Annotated in this window: 23 protein-coding genes; 11 read left to right on the forward strand and 12 right to left on the reverse strand. The window is 74.5% G+C overall.

Going from position 1 to position 23,343, the window contains the following annotated elements; genetic code table 11:
* Nucleotides 1–43 precede the first annotated feature (43 nt).
* The gene (gene trhA, locus ACI8AF_RS16390) at nucleotides 44–856 is read left to right on the forward strand and encodes a PAQR family membrane homeostasis protein TrhA (RefSeq protein WP_456540796.1); all 813 of its coding nucleotides are present in this window, start codon (nucleotides 44–46) and stop codon (nucleotides 854–856) included.
* Between the two features lie 31 nt (nucleotides 857–887).
* Here trhA and ACI8AF_RS16395 read toward each other — a convergent pair whose 3' ends face one another.
* Genes ACI8AF_RS16395 through ACI8AF_RS16415 form a run of 5 tightly spaced genes read right to left on the reverse strand, consistent with a single transcriptional unit; the run spans nucleotide 888 to nucleotide 5,995 of the window.
* Nucleotides 888–2,129 carry a geranylgeranyl reductase family protein gene (locus ACI8AF_RS16395; protein WP_456540797.1) on the reverse strand — a complete coding sequence of 414 codons (1,242 nt, stop codon included), beginning with the start codon at nucleotides 2,127–2,129 and terminating at the stop codon, nucleotides 888–890.
* Nucleotides 2,130–2,158: 29 nt separating this feature from the next.
* Entirely contained in the window at nucleotides 2,159–2,818 is a 660-nt protein-coding gene (locus tag ACI8AF_RS16400; protein ID WP_456540798.1) for a maleylpyruvate isomerase N-terminal domain-containing protein, read from the reverse strand.
* 16 nt (nucleotides 2,819–2,834) lie between these two features.
* The gene (locus tag ACI8AF_RS16405; RefSeq protein ID WP_456540799.1) at nucleotides 2,835–3,428 is read right to left on the reverse strand and encodes a hypothetical protein; all 594 of its coding nucleotides are present in this window, start codon (nucleotides 3,426–3,428) and stop codon (nucleotides 2,835–2,837) included.
* Nucleotides 3,429–3,485: 57 nt separating this feature from the next.
* Complete coding sequence (locus tag ACI8AF_RS16410) at nucleotides 3,486–5,480, reverse strand: thioredoxin domain-containing protein (protein WP_456540800.1); 1,995 nt, start codon at nucleotides 5,478–5,480, stop codon at nucleotides 3,486–3,488.
* Nucleotides 5,481–5,497: 17 nt separating this feature from the next.
* Nucleotides 5,498–5,995: a phosphate-starvation-inducible PsiE family protein gene (locus ACI8AF_RS16415; protein ID WP_456540801.1), complete on the reverse strand. Its 498-nt coding sequence runs from the start codon at nucleotides 5,993–5,995 to the stop codon at nucleotides 5,498–5,500.
* A gap of 262 nt (nucleotides 5,996–6,257) precedes the next feature.
* On the opposite strand from ACI8AF_RS16415, the gene ACI8AF_RS16420 reads away from it, so the two are divergent.
* From ACI8AF_RS16420 to ACI8AF_RS16435, 4 genes are all read left to right on the forward strand, one after another.
* On the forward strand, nucleotides 6,258–6,815 hold the full coding sequence (locus ACI8AF_RS16420; RefSeq protein WP_456540802.1) for an AMIN-like domain-containing (lipo)protein: 558 nt from the start codon (nucleotides 6,258–6,260) through the stop codon (nucleotides 6,813–6,815).
* 118 nt (nucleotides 6,816–6,933) lie between these two features.
* Nucleotides 6,934–7,629 (forward strand): PadR family transcriptional regulator, encoded by a 696-nt coding sequence (locus ACI8AF_RS16425; RefSeq protein WP_456540803.1) that lies wholly within the window; start codon nucleotides 6,934–6,936, stop codon nucleotides 7,627–7,629.
* A gap of 142 nt (nucleotides 7,630–7,771) precedes the next feature.
* Complete coding sequence (locus ACI8AF_RS16430) at nucleotides 7,772–8,749, forward strand: ATP-binding cassette domain-containing protein (RefSeq protein WP_456540804.1); 978 nt, start codon at nucleotides 7,772–7,774, stop codon at nucleotides 8,747–8,749.
* Entirely contained in the window at nucleotides 8,746–9,573 is an 828-nt protein-coding gene (locus ACI8AF_RS16435) for an ABC transporter permease (protein WP_456540805.1), read from the forward strand. Before ACI8AF_RS16430 ends, ACI8AF_RS16435 begins: the two co-directional genes overlap by 4 nt.
* A gap of 18 nt (nucleotides 9,574–9,591) precedes the next feature.
* On the opposite strand, the gene ACI8AF_RS16440 is transcribed toward ACI8AF_RS16435, so the two are convergent.
* Both ACI8AF_RS16440 and mca read right to left on the reverse strand, forming a co-directional pair.
* Nucleotides 9,592–9,912 carry a hypothetical protein gene (locus tag ACI8AF_RS16440; RefSeq protein ID WP_456540806.1) on the reverse strand — a complete coding sequence of 107 codons (321 nt, stop codon included), beginning with the start codon at nucleotides 9,910–9,912 and terminating at the stop codon, nucleotides 9,592–9,594.
* Nucleotides 9,909–10,796, reverse strand: a complete 888-nt coding sequence (gene mca, locus ACI8AF_RS16445) for a mycothiol conjugate amidase Mca (protein WP_456540807.1) — start codon at nucleotides 10,794–10,796, stop codon at nucleotides 9,909–9,911. Before mca ends, ACI8AF_RS16440 begins: the two co-directional genes overlap by 4 nt.
* Before the next feature lie 246 nt (nucleotides 10,797–11,042).
* Between mca and greA the strand changes: the two genes are divergently transcribed.
* Both greA and ACI8AF_RS16455 read left to right on the forward strand, forming a co-directional pair.
* Nucleotides 11,043–11,546: a transcription elongation factor GreA gene (greA, locus tag ACI8AF_RS16450; protein ID WP_456540808.1), complete on the forward strand. Its 504-nt coding sequence runs from the start codon at nucleotides 11,043–11,045 to the stop codon at nucleotides 11,544–11,546.
* Between the two features lie 20 nt (nucleotides 11,547–11,566).
* Complete coding sequence (locus tag ACI8AF_RS16455; RefSeq protein ID WP_456540809.1) at nucleotides 11,567–11,896, forward strand: RNHCP domain-containing protein; 330 nt, start codon at nucleotides 11,567–11,569, stop codon at nucleotides 11,894–11,896.
* A 68-nt stretch (nucleotides 11,897–11,964) separates the two neighbouring features.
* On the opposite strand, the gene ACI8AF_RS16460 is transcribed toward ACI8AF_RS16455, so the two are convergent.
* Nucleotides 11,965–14,010 (reverse strand): M3 family metallopeptidase, encoded by a 2,046-nt coding sequence (locus ACI8AF_RS16460; protein WP_456540810.1) that lies wholly within the window; start codon nucleotides 14,008–14,010, stop codon nucleotides 11,965–11,967.
* Nucleotides 14,011–14,078: 68 nt separating this feature from the next.
* On the opposite strand from ACI8AF_RS16460, the gene ACI8AF_RS16465 reads away from it, so the two are divergent.
* Nucleotides 14,079–14,813 (forward strand): aminoglycoside adenylyltransferase domain-containing protein, encoded by a 735-nt coding sequence (locus ACI8AF_RS16465; protein WP_456540811.1) that lies wholly within the window; start codon nucleotides 14,079–14,081, stop codon nucleotides 14,811–14,813.
* A gap of 35 nt (nucleotides 14,814–14,848) precedes the next feature.
* Here ACI8AF_RS16465 and ACI8AF_RS16470 read toward each other — a convergent pair whose 3' ends face one another.
* The 3 genes from ACI8AF_RS16470 to ilvA form a co-directional block, all read right to left on the reverse strand.
* Nucleotides 14,849–15,652 (reverse strand): ABC transporter permease, encoded by an 804-nt coding sequence (locus ACI8AF_RS16470; protein WP_456540812.1) that lies wholly within the window; start codon nucleotides 15,650–15,652, stop codon nucleotides 14,849–14,851.
* Nucleotides 15,649–16,644: an ATP-binding cassette domain-containing protein gene (locus ACI8AF_RS16475; protein WP_456540813.1), complete on the reverse strand. Its 996-nt coding sequence runs from the start codon at nucleotides 16,642–16,644 to the stop codon at nucleotides 15,649–15,651. Before ACI8AF_RS16475 ends, ACI8AF_RS16470 begins: the two co-directional genes overlap by 4 nt.
* A gap of 110 nt (nucleotides 16,645–16,754) precedes the next feature.
* The gene (gene ilvA, locus ACI8AF_RS16480) at nucleotides 16,755–17,978 is read right to left on the reverse strand and encodes a threonine ammonia-lyase (protein ID WP_456540814.1); all 1,224 of its coding nucleotides are present in this window, start codon (nucleotides 17,976–17,978) and stop codon (nucleotides 16,755–16,757) included.
* Between the two features lie 71 nt (nucleotides 17,979–18,049).
* Here ilvA and ACI8AF_RS16485 point away from each other — a divergent pair, with 71 nt between their 5' ends.
* The 3 genes from ACI8AF_RS16485 to ACI8AF_RS16495 are packed head-to-tail and all read left to right on the forward strand — an operon-like array spanning nucleotide 18,050 to nucleotide 21,968.
* Nucleotides 18,050–19,501, forward strand: coding sequence for a sigma 54-interacting transcriptional regulator (locus tag ACI8AF_RS16485; RefSeq protein ID WP_456540815.1), 1,452 nt, complete (start codon nucleotides 18,050–18,052; stop codon nucleotides 19,499–19,501).
* A gap of 1 nt (nucleotide 19,502) precedes the next feature.
* A complete protein-coding gene (locus tag ACI8AF_RS16490; RefSeq protein ID WP_456540816.1) occupies nucleotides 19,503–21,491 on the forward strand; it encodes a VWA domain-containing protein in 1,989 nt (662 codons plus the stop codon).
* A 12-nt stretch (nucleotides 21,492–21,503) separates the two neighbouring features.
* Nucleotides 21,504–21,968, forward strand: a complete 465-nt coding sequence (locus ACI8AF_RS16495) for a GNAT family N-acetyltransferase (RefSeq protein ID WP_456540817.1) — start codon at nucleotides 21,504–21,506, stop codon at nucleotides 21,966–21,968.
* Here ACI8AF_RS16495 and ACI8AF_RS16500 read toward each other — a convergent pair.
* The gene (locus ACI8AF_RS16500) at nucleotides 21,954–23,327 is read right to left on the reverse strand and encodes a DUF2252 domain-containing protein (RefSeq protein WP_456540818.1); all 1,374 of its coding nucleotides are present in this window, start codon (nucleotides 23,325–23,327) and stop codon (nucleotides 21,954–21,956) included. The genes ACI8AF_RS16495 and ACI8AF_RS16500 overlap by 15 nt on opposite strands.
* Between the last annotated feature and the right edge of the window lie 16 nt (nucleotides 23,328–23,343).

The following is a 23,343-nucleotide window of genomic DNA, read 5'->3' on the forward strand; positions in this document are numbered from 1 at the left end:
CACTCCTGGTGCCGCATTACCTACGGGTCCGTAACCTCGGGGCATGAGCGCTCTTCCCCCTGACCGCGAGCCCGTCCGGGTCGAGGCCGACGGGGCGGAACTCGAGGCGCCGCGCACCCAGGCCGTGGCCACCGTCCTCGAGGAGGGCGAGCAGGTACAGCGCGCGTGGACCGCCGCCGACTTCGCCGACGACGACTGGGACCACCCCGACACCCGCCCGCGCCTGCGCGGCTGGCTGCACCTGTTCGCGTTCTTCGGCGCGATCGTCGGCGGCGCCGTCCTCATCCCGCTGGCCTCGGTGCTCGGCGCGCGGGCGGGCTTCTCGGTGGCCGTCTACTCGGTGACCATCTGCGGGCTGTTCGGCATCAGCGCGCTGTACCACCGGCGCCGCTGGTCACCGCGCGGCTGGAAGATCATGAAGCGGCTCGACCACTCGATGATCTTCCTGTTCATCGCCGGCACCTACACGCCGTTCTCCCTGCTCGCCGTCGACGACCCGACCGGCTACTGGGTGCTGGGCATCGTCTGGGCGGGCGCGCTGGCCGGCGTCACGCTCAAGCTCACCTGGCCGACGGCGCCGCGCTGGGTCGGCGTCCCGCTGTACGTGGCGCTGGGCTGGGTCGCCGTCTTCGTGCTCACCGACATCCTGCACATCGCGGGCGTCGCGTCGCTGGTGCTGCTCGCCGTCGGCGGCGTCCTCTACACGCTCGGCGGGGTGGCGTACGCGCTCAAGAAGCCGAACCCCTGGCCGGGGGTCTTCGGCTACCACGAGGTCTTCCACGCGATGACCATCGTGGCCGCGATCTGCCACTACATCGCCGTCTACTTCGCGATGTACAACTCTCCGTTCATCTAGACCCCACCGCTTTCGGCGCCGAAAGCGGGCGTCAGGTCCAGGGCGGGCGGGCGTCGTGCCTGGTGGACCACGCGCCCGCGCGGCGCCAGGTGCGGGCCACCCAGTCGGCGTCCTCGTCGGTCACGAGGTTGCCCATCACCCGCAGGGCGAGCGTCATCAGCGCCCGCGAGCGCATGCCGACCGGACCGGCCGCCGGCAGCAGCCGCGGCACGGTGAGCAGCCCGGCCAGCCGGCGGGCGATCGAGAACGCGGTGCCGTAGTTGCGGCGCAGGGTCGCCGGCCACGCCTGCGACCAGTCGGGCTCGTCGACCAGCGCGGCGAGGTCGCGGCCGGTCTCCAGCCCGTAGTCGATGCCCTCGCCGTTGAGCGGGTTGACGCAGCCGGCCGCGTCGCCGACCAGCGCCCAGTTGCGCCCGGCCACGCCGGAGACGGCGCCGCCCATCGGCAGCAGCGCCGACGCCGGCGCGCGCACCGGCCCGTCGAGCTGCCACTCCTCGCGGCGGCTCTCGGCGTAGACCTCCATCAGCGCCTTGAGCTGCACGCCGGCCGGCCGCTTCGCCGTCGCCAGCGTGCCGACGCCGATGTTGACCTCGCCGTCGCCCAGCGGGAACACCCAGCCGTAGCCCGACAGCAGCTCGCCGTCGACGCCGCGCAGCTCCAGGTGCGAGGAGATCCACTCGTCGTCGCTGCGGCCCGACCGGACGTAGCCCCGCGCGGCGACGCCGTAGGCGGTCTCCCGGTGCCACTCACGACCCAGCACGCGGCCCAGCGGTGAGCGCGCGCCGTCGGCCACGACGAGCCGCCGGCAGCCGATCGTCGTCCGGACGGCGTCACCGCGGTCGAACACGACGCCGGTGACCCGGTCGCCGTCCCGCTCCACGTCGACCGCCCGCGCCCCCTCGACCGGCACCGCACCGTCGGCGAGGGCGACCTCGCGGATCCGCGCGTCGAGCACCGCCCGCGGGACGGCGCCGCCGTGGTCGGGCAGCGAGCCGCCGGGCCAGGGCAGCAGCAGTTCCTGCCCGAAGCCCGCCGCGCGCAGCCCGCGGTTGCGGCCGCGCTTGCGCACCCAGTCGCCGAGGCCGAGCAGCTCCAGCTCGGCGATCGCGCGCGGGGTCAGCCCGTCGCCGCACGCCTTGTCCCGGGGGAACACCGCGGCGTCGGCCAGGACGACGTCCCGGCCGGCCCGGGCCGCCCACGCGGCAGCGGCGGCGCCGGCCGGCCCCGCGCCCACGACGAGGACGTCGGTCGAGGTCGGCTCGGCGGCGGTCACGCCCCCAGTGTCCCTTGCCGGCGCCCGGGTCAGCCGAGGACCGGCAGTCGGCCCGCCGCGGCGCCGAGCTCCGCGCGGTCGGCGTCGGTCAGCGGCTCCCGTCCCGCCCCGCGCAGGGCGGCGGTGGCGTCGTCCCACCCGGCGGGGAGCGGCCCGCCGAACAGCCCCTCGAACACCCGGCGGACCTCGGCCAGCGGGCCGGCCACCGGGCCGGGCCGGTCGAGGTGCCGGACCAGGTCGAGGTGGTGCACGGTCGCCTCGACCACGAGGGTCGAGGTCAGGTCGGACAGCGTCATCGGCGCACCCTGGTTGCCGACCAGCTCGCCGGCCGGCACCCGGCCGGCCGCCACCAGCACGGCCGCCGACGCGGCGGCGTACCGGCGGGCCAGAGCCTCGATCCCGCCCTGCACCGCGGCGGCGACGCGGACGGCGACCAGGTCGTCGGACCCCTCCCCTGAGGGTGGCGCGTCCGGCCGCCAGTACGCGACCGCGTCGAGCAGGGGCGGCCCCTCGACCGGCGTCGCGAGCGCGACCAGCGCACGGTGCGCGTCCTCCACCAGGTGCAGAGCCAGGTCGAGCACCGACCACCCGGTGCAGCCGGTCGGCCGCCACTGCTCCTCGGGGGTCACCGAGGACAGGACGTCGGCGAGCTGGCCGTAGGCCGCCCGCAGCACCCAGAGCTCGGCCATGCCCCCGAGGGTCCTCCTACTGCGGACCGCGGGCCCGGACCTCCTCGACCGTCGCCATCGCCTCGCGCAGCTCGGTGAGCCAGTCGTCGGTGTGCCGGCCGACCAGCCGCACCGCCCAGGCCAGCGCCTCGGAGCGGGACCGGGCGACACCGGCGTCGACGAGGGTGTCGAGCACCAGCCGCTCGGGCTGCCGCAGCCGGGTCATCACCGGCACCGACAGGTTGGTGAAGACCTCGCGCACGTCCCCGCAGACCGCGCCCCAGGCCACCGAGCGGCCGTAACGCTCCTGGGCGGCGTCGGCGATGGCCATCCGCTGCTCGCGGGTGTCCTCGCGGAAGCGCGCGATGCGCCCGGCGCGGGCGGCGGCCGGGTCACCCTCGCCGGCCTCGGGCTCGGCCAGCGTGCCGATCACCGTGATCTCGTCGCGGTCCACGATCAGCTCCACGGGGCCGGTGAACCAGCCGTCGGGCAGCCGCCCGGCGAACCAGCCGGCCACCTCGCCGCGGTCGACCGGCGGACCGGTCTCCGCACCGCGGCCGCGACCCTTGCCGCCCCAGGCGCGGGCGAACTCGCGGGCGAAGTGCTCTCCGGCGAACCGATGTCCGTGCATGACACCCTCCCTGGCGTCGTTGATTACACGGTTACACGGTAAGCACGATGACTGGGATCAGGAAGACGCCATCGCTGCGCTGAGAGCGGACACGTCCGTGACCGGTGCCGAGCAGACGAACCCCTGGCAGACGTAGGCGGCCGGCCGGCCGTCCACGGGCGGCCGGTCGGCCAGCAGCGGAACGCCCGGGGCGTCGGGCTCGCCCACGACGACGACCGCGCCGGGACTGGCCGAGGCCCGGGCCGCGGCGGCCAGCGCGTCGCGCGCCGGGCCCGCCGGGCCGCTCACCGCCACCTCCAGCGGGCCGGCGAGCAGCGCCTCACCGACCGCCGCCGCCCAGCCCGCCGCGCGCGGCGCCCGCTCGACCAGCTGCGCCAGCAGCGCGAGCGCGGCCTCCCCGAGCTCCCGGTGCCGCGGGGCGCCGGCCAGCGCGCCGTAGGTGACGGCCGCGCCGGCCGCCGCCGCGATGCCGCTCGGGGTGGGACCGTCCCCCGGGTCGAACGGCCGGTGCACCAGCGCCTCGGCGTCGGCCGCCGTGTCGTGCCAGCCGTCGGCGTCGACGAACTGGTCGACGACGACGTCGAGCAGATCCCCGGCCAGCTCCAGCCACCGGCCTTCCCCGGTCGCCTGGTGCAGCGCGAGCAGTCCCTCGGTGAGGTCGCCGTAATCCTCGAGCACGCCGGCCGGGACCCCCGCGACGCCTCCCCGGGACACCCGCCGCAGCCGGCGGCCGACCAGGTGCACGTCGGCGAGCAGCCCGGCCGCGCGCCGGGCGGCGGCCAGCGACTCCCCCGCACCGGTCAGCACGCCGTGCTCGGCGAGGGCGGCGACGGCCAGCCCGTTCCAGGCGGTCACCACCTTGTCGTCGCGGGCCGGCTGGGGTCGCCTGCCCCGCGCCTCGAGCAGCCGACGCCGGACCTCGGCCAGGCGAGCGGGGTCGTCGGGGTCGCGGAGCAGCTGCAGGGTGGACGAGCCGTGCTCGAAGGTGCCGGCGGCGGTCACCTCGAACACCCCGGCGGCCCACCGGCCGTCGTCCTCACCCAGGACCTCGACCAGCTGGTCCGGCGTCCAGACGTAGGTCAGCCCCTCCACGCCGTCGGTGTCGGCGTCCAGCGCCGAGGCGAACCCGCCCTCGGGCGTGGCCAGGTCGCGCAGCAGGAAGGCGGCGGTGTCGTCGGCGACCCGCCGGGCCCAGTCCGCACCCGTCGCGCGCCACAGGTGCAGGTAGACCCGCAGCAGCAGGGCGTTGTCGTAGAGCATCTTCTCGAAGTGCGGCACGACCCAGCCGGCGTCGACCGAGTAGCGGGCGAAGCCGCCGGCGAGCTGGTCGTACACGCCCCCGCGGGCCATCGCCTCCAGCGTGCGGCTGGCCATGTGCAGCGCCCGCTCGTCGCCGGTCCGCGCGGAGTGCCGGAGCAGGAACTCCAGCACCATGGACGGGGGGAACTTCGGCGCGCCCTCGAACCCGCCGGCGCGCGCGTCGAAGCTGCGCCCGAGCGCGTCCACCGCCCGGTCGAGCAGCTCGGCCGAGAGCGGCCCGGGCTCCAGCTGCAGCCGACCCGCGATCGCGGCGGCGACCCGGCCACCTGCTGCCTCGACGTCGTCGCGCCTGCTGCGCCACGCGTCGGCCGTGGCGGCGAGGACCTGCCGGAAGGCGGGCATGCCGTGGGCGGGGCGGGGCGGGAAGTAGGTGCCGCAGTAGAACGGCCGGCCGTCGGGGGTGGCGAAGACGGTCATCGGCCAGCCGCCGTGCCCGGTCAGGGCCTGGGTGGCGGTCATGTAGACGGCGTCGACGTCCGGCCTCTCCTCGCGGTCGACCTTGACGCAGACGAAGTCGGCGTTCATCTGCGCCGCGGTGGCGTCGTCCTCGAACGACTCGTGGGCCATGACGTGGCACCAGTGGCAGGCCGCGTAACCGATGGAGATCAGCAGCGGGACGTCACGCCGCCGGGCCTCGGCGAACGCCTCCTCGCCCCACTCCCGCCAGTCGACGGGGTTCTCGGCGTGCTGCAGCAGGTAGGGACTGGTCGCCCGGGAGAGTCGGTTCGGCACACGCCGTCCCTACCCCGTCAGGCCTCCTCGGGCTCGCGCTCCTTGCGGCGCAGCAGCCAGGAGGTCAGGCCGAGCAGGAGCACCAGGACACCGAGCACGCCGATCTCGACCATCCGGTTGGTGAACTCGCGGCCCTTGGCGACGGCGCCCGCCGCCTCGACCGACAGGACGACGATCTCCTTGATCGAGGCGATGATCCCGATGATCAGGAACGGCTCGGCGACCAGCTCACGGCGCTCGACGGTGGCACGGACGGCGAAGAGCAGCTCGACGACGATGAACACCAGCAGCAGGACGTCGAGCATCTCCAGCAGCGGCTGCTGCGAGAAGTCGCCGACCACACCCCATGCCGTCTTCGCCGCCACACCGAGCAGCACGACGGCCGCGCCGAGGAGCAGGACCGCGATCCCGCCGTAGACGACGTTCTCGGCCACCTCGAGGGCCCGGGTCGTCCTCCGGCCCATGGCGGACGGTCGTTCCCGCTGCTCGGGATCGGCCTCGCGTCGCTGCGTCACGGGGGTGATCTTGGGGCACGACGGGGCCGGCCGCCGGGTCGAGCGCCCCGCGTTCAGCCGCTCGGGCGGCGCTCACCCACGGTGAGACGGCGGTGGCACTAGCACACGACGCGCTCAGAGTTCGGTCGCCACGCCAATCGAACTGTCATGTCTTGCCTATCGACGGCCACGAAATTCGTGTCGGTGACGAGATCTCGCCCATGGCCCCTGCCGATGCGTCGGCGGATTCTGACGTCGGCGCACACCCGAAGGAGGTCCCGCCATGAGAACACCACTCCGCCTTCTCGTTCTCGCCCTGGCGAGCGTGCTCGCCGCACTCGCCCTCCCCGCTCCTGCCCAGGCCGCGACCACCCCGTACTGCGGCATCACCTGGGGCTCCACGGCCGAGGGGGACCTGCCGGTCCAGCCGGCCGCGGGTACGACGATCACCGACGTCCGCTCGGGTCAGCACACCTGCTACGACCGCCTCGTGCTCGAGGTGGCCGGCCCGGCGCCGGACTACCGCGTCGAGTACGTCTCCCAGGTGACCGCCGACGGGTCCGGCGCCGTCGTCCCGCTGCGCGGCGGCGCCTACCTGCAGGTGACCGCCGGCGCGGCGGCCTACGACCGGTACGGGCGGCCGACGTTCGCGCCGATCGGGCCGGAGCTCGTGGACGTCGCCGGCTACCGGACGTTCCGGCAGGTGGCCTACGCCGGCTCCTTCGAGGGCCTGACCACCCTCGGCGTCGGTGTCCGCGCCCGGCTGCCGTTCCGGGTGTTCGTCCTCGACGGCCCCGGCACCGGCCACCGGCTCGTCCTGGACGTGGCGCACGCCTGGTAGCTCCGAACCGCTACGCGGCGGCCGGTTCCCCACCCGGGGAGCCGGCCGCCCGCCGTCCGGGGGGCTTGACCCGCACGACTCGCCTCCGGATACTCGGTTTGGAGTAATCGGAGGAGCGATGTCCCGACGCCGGGTGTCCAACCCGCTGGCCCTCGCCGTGCTCGGCTGCCTGGCCGAGCGGCCCATGCACCCCTACGAGATCTCGACGACGCTGCGCACGCGCGGCAAGGAAGCGAGCATCCGGCTCAACTACGGCTCGCTCTACTCCGTGGTCGAGTCGCTGCAGAAGCACGGCCTGATCACCGCCCGGGAGACGACGCGGGAGGGACGGCGTCCCGAGCGGACCGTCTACGAGATCACCGCCGCCGGCCGCGACGAGTTCGAGGACTGGCTGGCCGAGCTGCTCAGCACGCCCGCGCGCGACTTCCACTCCCTCGAGGCCGGCCTGTCGCTGATGGCGGGTCTGCCGCCGGACGAGGTGGCGCGGTTGCTGACCGAGCGGGCGAGCAAGCTGCAGATGGAGATCGGCGCGCTCGACGCCGTCCTCGCCTACACCGCCGAGCAGAAGCTCCCCGAGGTCTTCCTCGTCGAGAGCCACTTCCGCCGGGCGATGCTCGCCGCCGAGCTGGCCTTCGTCGGCCGGCTCGCCGAGGACATCCGCAGCGGCGCCTTCGGCGGCACCGCCGTCTGGCGCCGGATGCACGAACTGGTGGCCGAGGGGATGACCTTCGAGGAGGTCCTCCGCGACCCGGTCGCCCATCTCGGAGAGGAGGCCCGCCCGCTCGAAGGGCTCCCCCCGGCGACCGGCCGGTAGGAGCGCAGAACCCCCGCCCGGTGCGGCAACACCGGACGGGGGCCCGAACACCCGAGCGGGACCGCACGCGGCCCGTCCCGAGGCGCACCCCCACGATAGGCGCGCCGGTCCCGCTCCCCCTCACCCGAAAGGGAGCACCGTCATGCCCGTCCACCCCTCGGCGGCCCTCCGCGCCGCCGACCTGGTCAAGACCTATCCGGGAGGCCGGGGCGCGCCGCCGGTCCGGGCCCTCGACGGCCTCACCTTCGAGGTCGCGCCCGGCACCGTCTTCGCCCTGCTCGGCCCCAACGGCGCCGGCAAGTCGACGACGGTCCGGATCCTCACCACGCTGTCCCGGGCCGACTCCGGCGCCGCGACCGTCGCCGGCATCGACGTCCGCCGGGCGCCCGACGCCGTCCGGCGGGCGATCGGCCTGGTCTCGCAGAAGCCCTCCGGCGACCCGATGGCGACCGGCCGGGAGAACCTCGTCCTGGCTGCCCGCATCCAGGGCCTCACCGCCGCGGAGGCGGCCGCCCGGGCCGACCGGCTCCTCGCCCGTTTCGGCCTGACCGGCGCCGCCGACCGGTTGGTGAAGACCTATTCCGGCGGCATGGCCCGCAAGCTCGACGTCGCCCTGGGGCTCGTGCACGCACCGCGGGTGCTCTTCCTCGACGAACCCACCACCGGGCTGGACCCGGAGGCCCGGGCGGGGATGTGGGCCGAGATCGGTCACCTCGCCGCCGAGGAGGACGTCACCGTCCTGCTCACCACGCACTACCTCGACGAGGCCGACCGGCTGGCCGCCCGCCTGGCGATCGTCGACGCCGGCCGGGTGGTCGTCGAGGGGACGCCGGACGCCCTCAAGCGCGGACTGCACGGGGACGCCGTCGCCGTCGAGGTGGCCGAACGCGACGCCCCGGCGGGCGCGGGGGCGTTGTCGCGGCTGCGCGGGCTGAGCGACGTCGCCGTCGACGGGACGACGCTGCGCGCGCGGGCCACGGGCGGGGCGGGCGCCGTCCCCGCCGTCCTCGCGGCGCTGGAGGGGGCCGGCGTGGCGGTCGCCTCGGTGACCGTGGCCCGGCCCTCGCTCGACGACGTGTACCTGCGCCACGTCGGCCGCAGCCTGGAGGTGGCAGCGTGAGCACCCTCGTCGCCGACGCCGTCGGCACCCCCCGCGCACCGCGGGCCTCGCTGCTCCGGCACGCCGGCTTCCTGACCGCCCGGTCGACGAGGGCGCTGCTGCGCCAGCCGGCGTACGCGGTCATGACGCTGGTCCAGCCGATGATCTGGCTGCTGCTGTTCGGCGCGCTGTTCGAGTCGGTGGCCGACGTGCCGGGCTTCGCGGCCGCGCACGGGTCCTACCTGGAGTTCATCACGCCGGGGATCGTGGTGATGACCGCGCTGTTCTCCAGCGGCTGGGCGGGGACCGTCTACATCGAGGACATGGACCGCGGGGTCATGGACCGGCTGCTGGCCTCGCCGGTGCGCCGCGGCGCGATGATCGCCGGCACCCTGGCCCACCAGGCGCTGACCACGGTCCTCCAGACGCTGGTGGTCCTGCTCATCGCCTTCGCCGCCGGTGCCCGGTTCCCCGGCGGCGCGTCCGGCGTGCTGGTCACGCTGCTGGCGGCCGTGCTGATCTCGGTGGTCGTCGCGTCGCTGTCGGACGCGCTGGCCCTGCTGCTGCGCCAGCAGGAGGCGCTCATCGGGATCAGCCAGTTCATCGTGCTGCCCCTGCAGTTCCTGTCCTCGGCCCTGATGGACACCCGGCTCGCGCCCGGCTGGGTGGCCACCGTCGCCCGCTACAACCCGGTGGACTGGGCGGTCGTGGCCGCCCGGGAGGCGCTCTCGTCGGGCACCGACTGGGCGGTGGTGTGGTCGCGGCTCGGCCTGCTCACCGCGCTGGCGGCGGTCATGGCGTGGCTGGCCACGCGGGCGTTCGGCGCCTACCAGCGGTCGCTGTAGCGGCCCGCGGCCGGCCGGTCAGCCCTGCGCGTCGGGGTCGGCCGGCCGGTCCGGCCGGGGCGGCTCGATCGCCCGCGGCGCCCGCCGCAGCGTGTCGAGCAGGTCCTGGCCGGGCGGGGACGGCTGCTCGAACAGCTCGGCGGCGTCGTCGGGGACGACGACCTCGGGCTCGCGGTCGGCCGGGTCGAAGCTCGGCGGCACCCGCTTGAGGTGCCGGCTCATCGACTTGACCAGCAGGACGACGGCGATCAGGAGCAGGACGACGAGGAGCAGCCCAAGGGGGCCGGCCTTGCCGACGTCCTCGGGCAGCTGCTCGTCGGCGACGGCGAGCAGGTTCATCGGACACCCACCTCACTGCGGATCCCGGCGAACAGATCGTCCTCCGGCACCGGCGTGTCCACCAGCGACCGGGCGAGCTCGTAGTCCTCGGTCGGCCAGATGTCCTGCTGCACCTCGATGGGGCAGGCGAACCAGCGGCCGTCGGGGTCGATCTGGGTGGCGTGCGCGATCAGCGCGGCGTCCCGGACCTCGAAGTAGTCGGCGCAGGGCACCCGGGTGGTGACCCGGTGCGAGACGTCGCGCGAGGGGTCCCAGTTCGCCAGCCACTCCTCGTAGGGCGACTCCAGGCCGCGGGCGACGATGGCCTCGTGCAGTGCCCGCGTGCGGTCGAGCGTGAAGCTCATGTGGTAGTAGAGCTTGCTCGGCTGCCAGGGCTCCCCCAGCTCGGGGTAGCGGTCGGGGTCGCCGGCGGCCTCGAAGGCGTGCACCGAGACCTCGTGGGTCTTGATGTGGTCGGGGTGCGGGTAGCCGCCGTTCTCGTCGTAGGTCGTGATCACGTGCGGCCGGAACCGGCGGATCAGCGCGACCAGCGGCGCGGCGGCCTCCTCGACGGGCACCAGGGCGAAGCAGCCCTCGGGCAGCGGCGGCAGCGGGTCGCCCTCGGGCAGGCCGGAGTCGACGAAGCCGAGGAACTCCTGCTCGATCCCGAGGATCTCCCGGGCCCGCGCCATCTCCTCCACCCGGATCTGGGGCAGCCGCTCCCACACCTCGGGGCGGTCCATGGCCGGGTTGAGCACCGAGCCGCGCTCGCCGCCGGTGCACGTGGCGACCAGGACGCGCGCACCCTCGGCGACGTACCTGGCCATGGTCGCGGCGCCCTTGCTCGACTCGTCGTCGGGATGGGCGTGCACGGCGAGCAGGCGCAGCTGGTCGGGCGAGGTCACCCGGGCATTGTCCCCCGGCCGGGGACGGCGCCGGCGGACGCCGGGAGGGCGCCGTCCGGAAACCCCCTGTTCGGGTCGCCCACCGGGAGGAAAAGTGGTGCTCGTCACGACACCGCGGAGTATCGTTCTCGGTTCCGCGAGCCCGCCGGAGCTGTGCACCGGCCGGGAACGCGGTGTTAGCTTGGCGTGATCGACCGAGGCCGTTCCCTCCGGGGGGCGGCTTCCCGACTTTCAGGAGTACTCCACGTGTCGACCCCCACGGACGAGCAGCAGCAGGGCATCTGGCTGACCCAGGAGGCCCACGACCGGCTCAAGGCCGAGCTCGACCAGTTGGTGGCGAACCGGCCGGCCATGGCCGCGGAGATCAACGCCCGCCGCGAAGAGGGCGACCTCAAGGAGAACGGCGGCTACCACGCGGCCAAGGAGGAGCAGGGCAAGCAGGAGGGCCGCATCCGGCAGCTCACCGACCTGCTGCGCAAGGCCCGGGTCGGCGACGCCCCCAAGACCGCCACGTCGGCGGTGACCGGCACGGTCATCACCATCAAGTTCGAGGGTGACGACGAGACCGAGAAGTTCCTGCTCGGCTCGCGCGAGATCGCCGGCACGACCGGCCTCTCGGTCTACTCCCCCGAGTCCGCGCTCGGCTCGGCCATCACCGGGTCCAAGCCCGGCGACACCGTCACCTACCGGGCGCCCAACGGCAAGGACATCACCGTCGAGGTCGTCGCGGTCGAGCCGTTCGTCCCCTGACGCGCGGGCGGGGAACCGGCGTGGCCGGGCACGTCCGCTCCCGGCGGGCGGAGAACACGGGCTTCGTCTGCGGGCACTGCGCCGCCGACGTCCCGGCCAACACCGACGGGCACTACCGCAACCACTGCCCGTTCTGCCTGTGGTCGCTGCACGTCGACGACCTGCCCGGCGACCGGGCGAGCGGGTGCCGGCAGCTCATGGAGCCGATCGGCCTGGTCGAGAAGTCGGGCAAGGGCTGGCAGGTGGTCCACCGCTGCACCGCGTGCGGCCACCGCCAGCCCAACCGCCTCGTCCGCGACGGCGACTCCCCCGACGACCTCGACCTGGTGCTCGAGCTCCCCTGGCTCTGACGTCACCCGCTCTCCTCCCGCTCCACCCGTGCTGCAGCGCGGGCGTCGCGTGAGGAGGGCGGGCGACGTCAGGCAGCCAGGCCGCGGCGGCGCAGCAGCGGGGCCGGGTCGGCGTCCCGGCCGCGGACGGCGCGGAACGCACCGAGCGGGTCGACCGAGCCGCCGCGCGAGAGCAGCCGGGCGCGGAACGTGTCGCCGTTCTCCCGGCGCAGGCCGCCGTTCTCCTTGAACCACTCGACGGTGTCGGCGTCGAGGACCTCCGACCAGATGTAGCTGTAGTACCCGGCGGCGTAGCCCCCGGCGAAGACGTGCTGGAAGTACGTGGTGCGGTACCGCGGCGGCACGAGGTCGGAGGCGACGCCGGCCTCCTCCAGCGCGGCCCGCTCGAACGCGACCGGGTCACCGATCTCGGTGTCCGGGGTGATCCGGTGCCAGGCCTGGTCGAGCAGGGTGGCCGCCAGGTACTCCAGCGTCGCGAAGCCCTCGCCCCACAGCGACGCGGCGTCGATCGCCTCGACGACGCTGGCCGGGAGCGGCTCCCCGGTCTCCACGTGCCGGGCGTAGTGGGCCAGGACCTCCGGCCACAGCGCCCACATCTCGTTGACCTGGCTCGGGTACTCGACGAAGTCGCGGGGCACGCTGGTGCCCGAGAACCGCGGGTAGGTCACCGCCGACATCAGCCCGTGCAGCGCGTGGCCGAACTCGTGGAAGAGCGTGTTGACCTCGTCGAGGGTCAGCAGCGTCGGCGACCCGGCGGCGGCCTTGGTGACGTTCAGGTTGTTGAGCACCACCGGCCGGGTGCCCAGCAGCCGCGACTGCGTGACGAACGAGCTCATCCAGGCCCCACCGCGCTTGCCCTCGCGGGCGAAGAAGTCGCCGAGGTAGAGGCCCACCGGTCCGCCGTCGGCGTCGGTGACCTCCCAGACGCGCACGTCGGGGTGGTAGCCCTGCAGCTCGGGCCGCGGGGTGAACCGGAAGCCGTAGAGCAGCTCGGCGGCGTGGAAGACGCCGTCGACCAGCACCCGGTCCAGCTCGAACCAGGGCCGCAGGGCGGCGGTGTCGACGGCGTAGCGCTCGGCGCGCACCTGCTCGCTGTAGAACGCCCAGTCCCAGGCGGCGAGCTCGACGCCGTCGCGGGCGGCGGCCTCGCGCAGCGCGTCGGCCTCCGTGCCGGCGTTGGCGACCGACGGGCCGACCATCGACGACAGCATCGCGTCGACCGCCTCGACGCTGCCCGCGGTCTGGTCGGCGACCACGAGGGCGGCGTGGGTGTCGAAGCCGAGCAGCCGTGCCCGCTCGGCGCGCAGCCGCGCCATGCGCGCGGCCACCGGCCCGTTGTCGTGCTCGCCCGACGACGCCCGCGACACCGACGCCTCGAACACCCGGCGGCGCAGCTCGCGGTCGCGCAGCTTGGCCAGCACCGGCTGGCCGGTGGGCAGCAGCAGGGTGAGCAGGTAGCCGTCCTGGCCGCGGTCGGCCGCGGCACCCTCGGCCGCGGCGATCTCCTCGTCGCCGAGCCCGGCCAGCTCCGCGGGGTCCCCGACGAGGACGGCGGCGGCCTCGGTGGCCATCTGCAGGTTCTGGCCGAACGTCGTCGACAGCTCGGCGAGCTGCTGGTTGAGCTCGGTGAGCCGGGCCCGGCCGGCGTCGTCGAGCTGGGCGCCGGAGAGGACGAAGTCGAGGTGGTAGCGCTCGACCAGCCGCACCGCCTCGTCGTCCAGACCGGCCTCCTGCCGCCCGGCGTGGACGGCGTCGATGCGGGCGAACAGCGCCGGGTCGAGCCGCAGCGCGTCGGCGTGGGCCGCCTCCAGCGGCGCCAGCTCCCGCTCGATCTCCCGCAGCCGCGGCGTCGACAGCGAGGAGGCGAGGTTGCCGAACACCAGGCCGGCGCGGGTGAGCAGCTCGCCGGAGCGCTCGAGGGCGACGACGGTGTTCTCGAAGGTCGGCGGCTCGTCGGACGCGACGATCGCGGCGACCTCCGCCCGCTGCTGCGCCATGCCGGCCAGCAGCGCCTCGCGGCAGTGCTCGAGCGTGGTGTCGGCGAACGGCGGCAGCCGGAACGGCAGGTCCGACGGGGTGGCCAGCGGGTTCTCGGCGGAGATCTGGGCGCTCATCGCCGCCCATCCTGCGCCTGCCGCCGCCCCGGGTGCGCACCGGCCACCGGCTGGGCACACTGCGACCGGTGCGCAGCTACGCCGACGAGGTCGCCCGCCGGGTCGCCGAGGTGCTCGGCGAGCGCCTGATCGGCGTCTGGCTGGTCGGCTCGTGCGCGCTCGGCGACTTCGACCCGGCGCGCAGCGACATCGACATCCAGGCGGTCGCGGCCGGCCCGGTGTCCTCGGACGAACGCCAGGAGCTGGTCGCCCGGCTGCGCACCGAGGCGCTGCCGGTCCCGGCGCGCGGCCTGGAGTTCGTCCTGTACGCGGCCGAGGACCTCACCGCGCCCGGCGGCCCGCGGTTCTCGCTCAACCTCAACACCGGCCCGCGGATGGACCTGCACGTGGTGGTCGACCCCGCCGACGACCCCGGCTTCTGGTTCACGATCGACCTCGACATCGCGCGGTTGACGGCGCTCCCCCTGCTCGGCCCGCCGGCCGCCGAGGTGTTCCCGGAACTGCGCCGGGACCTGGTCGCCAGGGCCGTCGTGGAGGGGCTGGACTGGTGGTCGGCGCGCTCCGGCACCCCCGCCCAGACCCTGCTCAGCGCCTGCCGCTCGTGGGCGTGGGCGACCGACGGCCGCTGGCGCTCGAAGACCGACAGCGCCCGGTGGGCGATGGCCCGCCTACCCGACCCGCGCGGGGTCGAGGCGGCGCTGCGCGCCCGCCGTGGGGAGGAGGTCGCACCGCCGGGCCGCGACGACGTCGAGACGGTCGTCGCCGCGGCCCGCGCCAGGCTCTCCTGCAGGGTCCCGCCGTGAGCGTGCGAACGGTGGGGGGCAGGAGGGTCCTCGCATCAGCGGCTGGCGGCCCGCCGGTAGGCGCGCACCGACAGCGGCACGAACACCGCCAGGATGATCACCACCCAGATCAGCGTGTAGAGCGCCGAGTGCTGCATCGACCAGGCGTCCGAGGGCGGCGGGCCCAGGGTGTTGCCGAACAGCTCGCGGGCGGCCTGGACCAGGGTCGACACCGGGTTCCACTCCGCGAACGTCTGCAGCACCGAGGGCAGGCTCTCGAGCGGCACGAACGCGTTGGAGATGAAGGTCAACGGGAAGATCACGATGAAGCTCGCGTTGTTCACGACCTCCGGCGTCCGCACCACGAGCCCGACCAGCGCCATCAGCCAAGAGATGGCGAACGCGAACAGCAGCAGGAGCAGGAAGCCACCCGCCGCCTCGAGCACCGACGTGTTGATCCGCCACCCGACGACCAGCCCGGTCACCGCCATCACGGCGATGGAGATGATGTTGACCGCGGCGTCGGCGACGGTGCGGCCGACCAGCACCGCGGCCCGGGACATCGGCAGCGAGCGGAACCGGTCGATCAGGCCCTTCTGCAGGTCCTCGGCCAGGCTGTAGCCGGTGATCGTCGAACCGAAGACCACCGTCTGGGCGAAGATGCCGGGCAGCAGGAACTCCGCGTAGCTGATGTCCCCCGGCACCTCGATCGCGCCGCCGAACACGTAGCGGAACAGCAGCACGAACATGATCGGCGACAGCGTCGCGAAGACGAGCAGGTCGGGGACCCGCTTGACCTTGATCAGGTTGCGCTTGGTGATGACGGCGCTGTCGGACAGCGTCGCGGCCAGGGCGCTCATCGCGCACCTCCCCCGGCGGGCGCCGGCTCGGGCTCCCCGGCCGCGGCGCCGTCCTCGGCGGCGTGCCCGGTGAGCGTGAGGAAGACGTCGTCGAGATCGGGCCGGCGCAGCCCTGCGTCGACGAGCTCGGCGTCGCTGCCCTCCAGCAGGCGCAGCGCCTCGGCGAGCACCTCGGTGCCGCCGCGCACCGGCAGGGTCAGCCGCCTGATCTGCTCGTCGACCTGCGGCTCGTCGACGGCCAGCGGGCGCAGCCGCTCGGCGACGCCGGGCAGCATCGCGGCGTTGGTGACGGTGAACTCCAGCCGCTGGCCGCCGACCTGCGCCTTGAGCTCGTCGGCGGTGCCGCGGGCGATCACCCGGCCGTGGTCGATGACCACCATCCGGTCGGCCAGCCGGTCGGCCTCCTCCAGGTACTGCGTGGTCAGCAGGATCGTCGTCCCGCCGTCGGCGAGGTCGGCGATGAACTCCCACATCGACAGCCGGCTGCGCGGGTCCAGCCCCGTGGTCGGCTCGTCGAGGAAGAGCACCCGCGGCCGGGCGATGAGCGAGGCGGCGATGTCCAGCCGCCGGCGCATGCCGCCGGAGTAGGTCTTGGCCGGCCGGTCGGCCGCGCCGGTGAGGTCGAAGCGCTCGAGCAGCTCACCCGCCCGCGCCCGCGCCTCCTTCTTCGGCAGCCGGTAGAGCCGCCCCACCATCTCGAGGTTCTCGAACCCGGTGAGGTACTCGTCGACCGCGGCGTACTGGCCGGTCAGCCCGATGGCCGCCCGGACCCGGTCGGCGTCCCGCACCACGTCGAGACCCACCACCTCCGCGCGCCCGCCGTCGGGCTGCAGGAGTGTCGTCAGGATGCGGACGACGGTGGTCTTGCCCGCCCCGTTGGGGCCGAGCAGGCCGAGGACGCTGCCCTCGGTCACCGTCAGGTCCACACCGTCCAGTGCTGTCGTGTCGCCGAAGCGCTTGACCAGGCCGTCGACGACGATCGCGTCGGTCATGCGCAGGACCGTAGGCCCGGGGGGTGACCGTTTCCGACCGCTTTTCGCGAGGGGCGTAGCAGGAAGTCCATGCCGGTGCAGACGCCCCGGTCAGCGGGAACTCATCGGCCTCACTCCGGCGTGGGCGCGTACCCGGCACGCACCAGCGCGGCGGTCACCTCGGCCGCGTGGTCCGGCCCGCGGGTCTCCAGGACGACGAACACCTCGACCTCGCCGAGGTCGAGCCGGGTCGCCGTCCGCTCGTGCTCCACCTCCAGCACGTTGGCCCCCACCGCGGCCAGCTCGGCCAGGACCGCGGCCAGCGAGCCCGGGCGGTCGGGCACCCGCAGCCGCAGCGAGAGGTAGCGCCCGGCCGCCGCCATGCCGTGCTGCACCACCTTGAGCAGCAGGACGGGGTCGATGTTGCCGCCCGAGACCACCGCGGTCACCGGTGGCGCGAACGCCCCCGGATCGGCCAGGACGGCGGCGACGGCGGCCACCCCGGCCGGCTCCACGACCAGCTTGGCCCGCTCCAGGCAGAACAGCAGGGCCCGCGAGAGGTCCTCCTCGCCGACCGTGCGCACCTCGTCGACCAGCTCGCTCACGTGCGCGAACGTGAGCGCACCGGGCGCGGGGACGGCGATCCCGTCGGCCATCGTGGCCATCGCCGGCAGCGGCACCGGCCGGCCGGCGGCCAGGGAGCCGGGGAACGCCGCCGCCCCCTCGGCCTGCACGGCGACGACCCGCACACCCGGCCGGCGGCTCTTCACCGCGGCCGCGACGCCGGACACGAGCCCCCCGCCGCCGGCGCAGACGACGACGGTGCCGGTGTCGGGGCACTGGTCGAGGACCTCGAGGCCGACGGTGCCCTGCCCGGCGATCACGTCGGGGTGCTCGAAGGGGTGGATGAAGACCGCGCCGGTGCGCTCCGCGTGCTCGGCGGCGGCGACGAGCGGCTCGGCCAGCGTCTGCCCGAGCAGGTGGATCTCCGCGCCGTAGGACCTCGTGGCGGCCACCTTCGGCAGCGGCGCCGTCTCGGGCATGAAGACGGTGGCGTGCGCGCCGAGCAGCTGCGCGGCCAGCGCCACGCCCTGCGCGTGGTTGCCGGCGCTGGCCGCCACCACGCCCCGGGCGCGCTCCTCGGCGGTCAGCCGCGCGATCCGCGTGTAGGCCCCGCGGATCTTGAACGAGCCGGTCCGCTGGAGGTTCTCGCACTTGAGCCAGACCGGGCCGCCGACCCGCTCGGCCAGCCCGCGGGAGTGCTCCAGCGGCGTCCGCCGGACCACGCCCTCGAGCAGGGCGGCGGCGGCCTCGACGTCGGCGCCGCTGACCAGGGGGACGTCGGCTGCGGGCACGGGCCGATCCTCGCACCCGACGTGCACCGCACCGGTGACCGGAGACCCCTCCGCGTCGTACCGTGGCGGGGGTGACGGACCCGGCTCCTCAGCAGTCCACCCCTCCCGCACCCACCACCCTCGGCGAGCTCCGCGACAGCGGGGCGACCTACCGCACGGTCAAGGCCGAGCTGCGCGCCAACCTGCTCGCCCGCCTGGGCGCCGGCGAGCCCACCCTGCCCGGCATCGTCGGCTTCGAGGACACCGTCGTCCCGGAGGTCGAGCGGGCCCTCATCGCCGGCCACGACCTCGTCCTGCTCGGCGAGCGCGGCCAGGGCAAGACCCGGCTGATCCGCACCCTCGTCGGCCTGCTCGACCAGTGGACCCCGGTGCTGGTCGGCAGCGAGCTCAACGAGCACCCGCTGCACCCGGTGAGCGTGTGGGCGCACCGGCAGATCGCCGAGCACGGCGACGCCACGCCCGTCGGCTGGCTGCACCGCAGCGACCGCTTCGGCGAGAAGCTGGCCACCCCCGACACCAGCGTCGGCGACCTGATCGGCGACGTCGACCCGATCAAGGTGGCCGAGGGCCGCACGCTGGGCGACCCGGAGACCGTCCACTACGGCCTGGTGCCGCGCACCAACCGCGGCATCTTCAGCGTCAACGAGCTGCCCGACCTCGCCGAGCGGATCCAGGTCGCGCTGCTCAACGTGCTCGAGGAGCGCGACATCCAGATCCGCGGCTACCGGGTGCGGCTGCCGCTGGACCTCCTCCTGGTCGCGAGCGCCAACCCGGAGGACTACACCAACCGCGGGCGGATCATCACGCCGCTCAAGGACCGCTTCGGCGCCGAGGTGCGCACCCACTACCCGCTCGAACTCGTCGACGAGATCCGGCTGCTGCACCAGGAGGCCCTCACCTCCTGGGGGACGACGCACCTCGACACCCCGCTCATCCCCGAGCACCTCGTCGAGATCGTCGCCCGCTACACCCGGCTGGTCCGCGAGTCCAGCCACGTCGACCAGCGCTCCGGCGTCAGCGCCCGGTTCGCCATCGCCGGTCTGGAGACGATCGCCGCGTCCGCCGTCCGCCGGGCCGCCGTCGCCGGGGAGACCCGGCCGGTCGCGCGGGTGGTCGACCTGCCGAGCATCGTCCCGGCCAGCCGCGGCAAGGTCGAGTTCGCCGACGCCGGCTCCGACCCCGACGACGAGCGCGAGCTCGAGGTGCTCGAGCACCTGCTGCGGCAGGCGACGGCGCAGACCTTCCGCGCCCGCTGCGCCGGGCTCGACCTCACCGGGCTGCAGGAGCACTTCACCGGCGGGGAGACCGTCGAGTCCGGCGAGCTGGTGCCGGCGGCGGCCCTGCTCGGCCAGCTCGGCACGATCCCCAAGCTCGCCGAGCTGCTCGGCCGCGTCGGCGTGCCCGAGGGCGAGCAGTCGGCGGAGCAGGCCGCCGCGGCGGTGGAGTTCGCCCTCGAGGGGCTCTACCTCACCCGCCGGCTGGCCAAGGACACCGACGGCGCCCGCACCGTGTACGGGGCCTGAGGTGGCGCGCCCGCACGGCGGTCGCGGCTACCGCTACGGCCGGTGGCGCGGCGGTCCCGACCCGCTCGCCCCGCCCTACGACCTGGGTGACGCCGTCGACGAGATCGGCGACTCGGTGCTCGGCGGCAGCGGGGTGCGGGAGGCGCTGCGCGAGCTGCTGCGCCGCGGCATGCAGGGCCGGCGCGGCCTCGACGAGCTGCGCCGCTCGGTGCGCGACCGGCTCCGGCAGGCCCGCACCGCCGGCCGCATGGACGGCACCCTGCAGGAGGTCCGCGAGCTGCTCGACCGGGCGCTGGAGGCCGAGCGCCGGGAGCTGTTCCCCGACCCCGACGACGCCGCCCGGCTCGCCGAGGCCGAGCTCGACGCGCTGCCCGACGACACCGCCGGCGCCGTCCGGGCGCTCAAGGAGTACCCGTGGCGCTCGCCCGAGGCCCGGCAGGCCTACGAGCAGATCCAGGACCTGCTCCGCCGGGAGGTGCTCGACAGCTCCTTCTCCTCCATGAAGCAGGCGCTGGAGAACGCGACGCCCGAGGACATGCAGGCGGTCAAGGACATGGTCGCCGACCTGTCGAACCTCCTCGACGCGCACAACCGCGGTGAGGACACCGACGAGCAGTTCCGCGACTTCATGGACAAGCACGGGCAGTTCTTCCCGGAGAACCCGGAGACGATCGACGAGCTGATCGACTCCCTCGCCCGCCGGGCGGCCGCGCAGGAGCGGATGATGGCCGGGATGTCGCCCGAGCAGCGGGCGGAGCTGGCCGACCTGATGGCCCAGACCATGCAGGACATGGGCCTGGCCAGCGAGATGGCCCACCTGCAGGACGCCCTGCGGCAGGCCCGGCCGGACCTGCCCTGGGGGCAGCGCGGCCAGGTCCCGGACGGCGCCGAGTCGCTCGGCCTCGGTGACGCGACGACGGCGGTCGCCGAGCTGGCCGACCTGGAGGCGCTGTCCAACCAGCTCTCCCAGGGCTACGCCGGCGCCTCGCTGGCCGACGTCGACGGGGAGCTGCTCGAGCGGGCGCTGGGCCGCGACGCCGTCGACGACCTCGCGGCGCTGCGCCAGCTGGAGCGGGAGCTCGAGCGGCAGGGCTTCCTCAACCGCAGCGACGGCAAGCTGGAGCTCTCCCCCAAGGCGGTGCGGCGGCTGGGCGCCACCGCGCTGCGCCGGGTGTTCGCCAAGCTGCAGGCCACCGGGCGCGGCGAGCACGACGTCGCCGACGCCGGCGCCGCCGGGGAGCTCACCGGCAGCTCGCGCGAGTGGCGCTTCGGCGACGAGCAGCCGCTCGACGTCGTCCGGACGGTGAAGAACGCCGTCCTGCGGACGGCGCACGAGCCGAGGCCGGGCGGCGGGCGGGCCGTGCACATCGCCGTCGAGGACTTCGAGGTCGTCGAGACCGAGCGGCGCACCGGTGCGGCCGTGGCCCTGCTGGTCGACCTCTCCTACTCGATGGCGCTGCGCGGCACGTGGGGGGCGGCCAAGTCGACGGCGATGGCCCTGCACTCGCTGGTGACCACGCGGTTCCCGCAGGACGCGATCCAGATCATCGGCTTCTCCTCCACCGCGCAGGTGCTGCGGCCCGAGACGCTGGCCGAGCTGTCGGTGGACACGCTGCAGGGCACCAACCTGCAGCACGGGCTCATGCTGGCCCGCCGGTTCCTGGCCCACCACCGCGACGCCGAGCCGGTGGTGCTGATCGTCACCGACGGCGAGCCGACCGCCCACCTCGAGGACGACGGGACGCCGTTCTTCTGCTGGCCACCGATGCCCGAGACGATCGCCCGCACCGTGGGCGAGGTCGAGCGGGTGGCCCGGTCCGGCGCGACGGTGAACGTGTTCGCGCTCGACCCCGACCCCGGGCTGGTGCACTTCGTGCACGACCTGACCCAGCGGGCCGGCGGGCGGGTGTTCACCCCCGACAGCGACCGCCTCGGCGAGTACGTGGTGGCGGACTACCTGAGGACCCGGAGGGGCCGCCGCGCGCGCTGAGACAATGGCGGCGTGAGCTCCGAGGCGTTGACCGGCACCATCACGATCGAGAAGGTCGACGCGGCGGCCACCTACCCGCTGCGCATGCAGGAGCTCCGCGAGGGCCGGCCGCCGGAGATCGAGGAGGACGACGCCCCGTACACGCTGCACCTGGCCGCCCGGCTGGACGACGGCGCGATCGTGGGCGTCGTCCGCTTCCACCCCCGCGACTGCCCCTGGCGGGACACCGAGGGCTCGTGGCAGCTGCGCGGCATGGCCACCGACCCGCGGGTGCGCGGCCTCGGCGTCGGGCGGGCGCTGGTCGCCGACGGGCTGATCCGGGTCTCGGCCCTGGGGGCGCAGCTGGTCTGGTGCGACGCCCGCAAGGCCGCCGTCGGGTTCTACGAGCGCATCGGGTTCAGGATCGTCACGGAGGAGTACGACCTGCGCCCGGTGGGCCCGCACCGCGGCATGCTGATCGAGCTACCGATCCGCTGAGACCGCCACCGGCTCCGGCCCGCTCGAGCTGACGCCCGGGATCACCCCGGCGCGGAAGGCGTCGACGAAGAGCCGGTGGTCCTCCTGGGTGCGGCGGGCGTAGTCGTGCGCGAACCGCACGAGGTCGGCGACGAACTCCCCCCGCCGGTCGCCGATCATCGCCGTGATCGCCTCCTCGGTCTGGAAGGGCACCAGGGTGTGGTCGCTGTCGGCGTCCCCGACGCAGTGCATCTTCGCCGTCGCCCGGCCCAGCTGGGTCATCACCGGGCGCATGTGGGACGGCTCGGTGAGGTCGTCCCAGTCGAAGTCGACCTCGTAGGGCGAGAGCTCGGCCACGCCGAAGCCCACCCCGCCGATCTCGGTCCAGCCCACGAACTGCGAGGTGTGCGCCTGCAGCGCCCGCCGGCTCGTCGCCGTCCGGTGGCCCTCGTGCTCGAAGTACCCCCTGATCTCGGGGTCGGTGACGATCCGGCTGGGCGCGGCGACGTTGCCCTGCTTGATCGACAGGACGACGTCGTTCTCCAGCGCCTGGTCGTAGCCCTCCAGCAGCACGTTGTAGGCGGGCAGCCCCGCGCTGCCGATCCCGAAGCCGCCGGTGCCGACGACGTCCTTGACGTCGTAGGCCACGTCCCGGCGGCGCGCCGGCGGGTGCACGGTCTGCCGGTAGCGCTCGACGGCGGCCAGCACCTCCTCGCGCTCGCCGTCGTCGAGGCGGCGGTTGCGCGAGGTGTCGGCGAACCGGCGCTCGAAGCGCTCGACGACCGTCAGCCGGTCGAGCAGGGCGATCCGCGTGCGGGCGCTGGTCTCCAGGATGACGTCGTGCACCGCGCCCTCGGTGTTCTCCCGCACCAGGGCGAAGGAGCGGTCCTCGTCGGAGTGCGTGAAGGCCTCGACCTGGTCGAGGTAGGCGGTGAGGTAGCGGCGCAGCAGCTCCTCGATGACGTCGTCGGAGAGCGCCTTGCGCCAGGCCAGCAGGGCGAAGCTCGCGACGAACCGGCGCAGGTCCCAGCTGACGTGCCCCAGGTAGGCCTCGTCGAAGTCGTTGACGTCGAAGACGATGCGCCCCGACCCGTCCATGTAGGTGCCGAAGTTCTCCGCGTGCAGGTCACCCTGGATCCACACGCGGGCCGTCCGCTCGTCGCACCACGGATCGTCGGACGTCGCCATGTCGGCGTAGAACAGGCAGGCGGACCCGCGGTAGAAGGCGAAGGGGTCCGCGGCCATCTTCCGGAACTTCGTCCGGAAGGCGTCGGCGTCGGCGCGCATGAGATCGGCGAAGGCGTCCACGAGGACGTCGACGATCACCCGGCTGCGCCCTTCGGCCTGGTCGGGGGACACCTCTACGGGGGACGACGGCACGGGCACACCGTAGGGG

The sequence above is a fragment of the Blastococcus sp. SYSU D00669 genome (assembly GCF_054050715.1).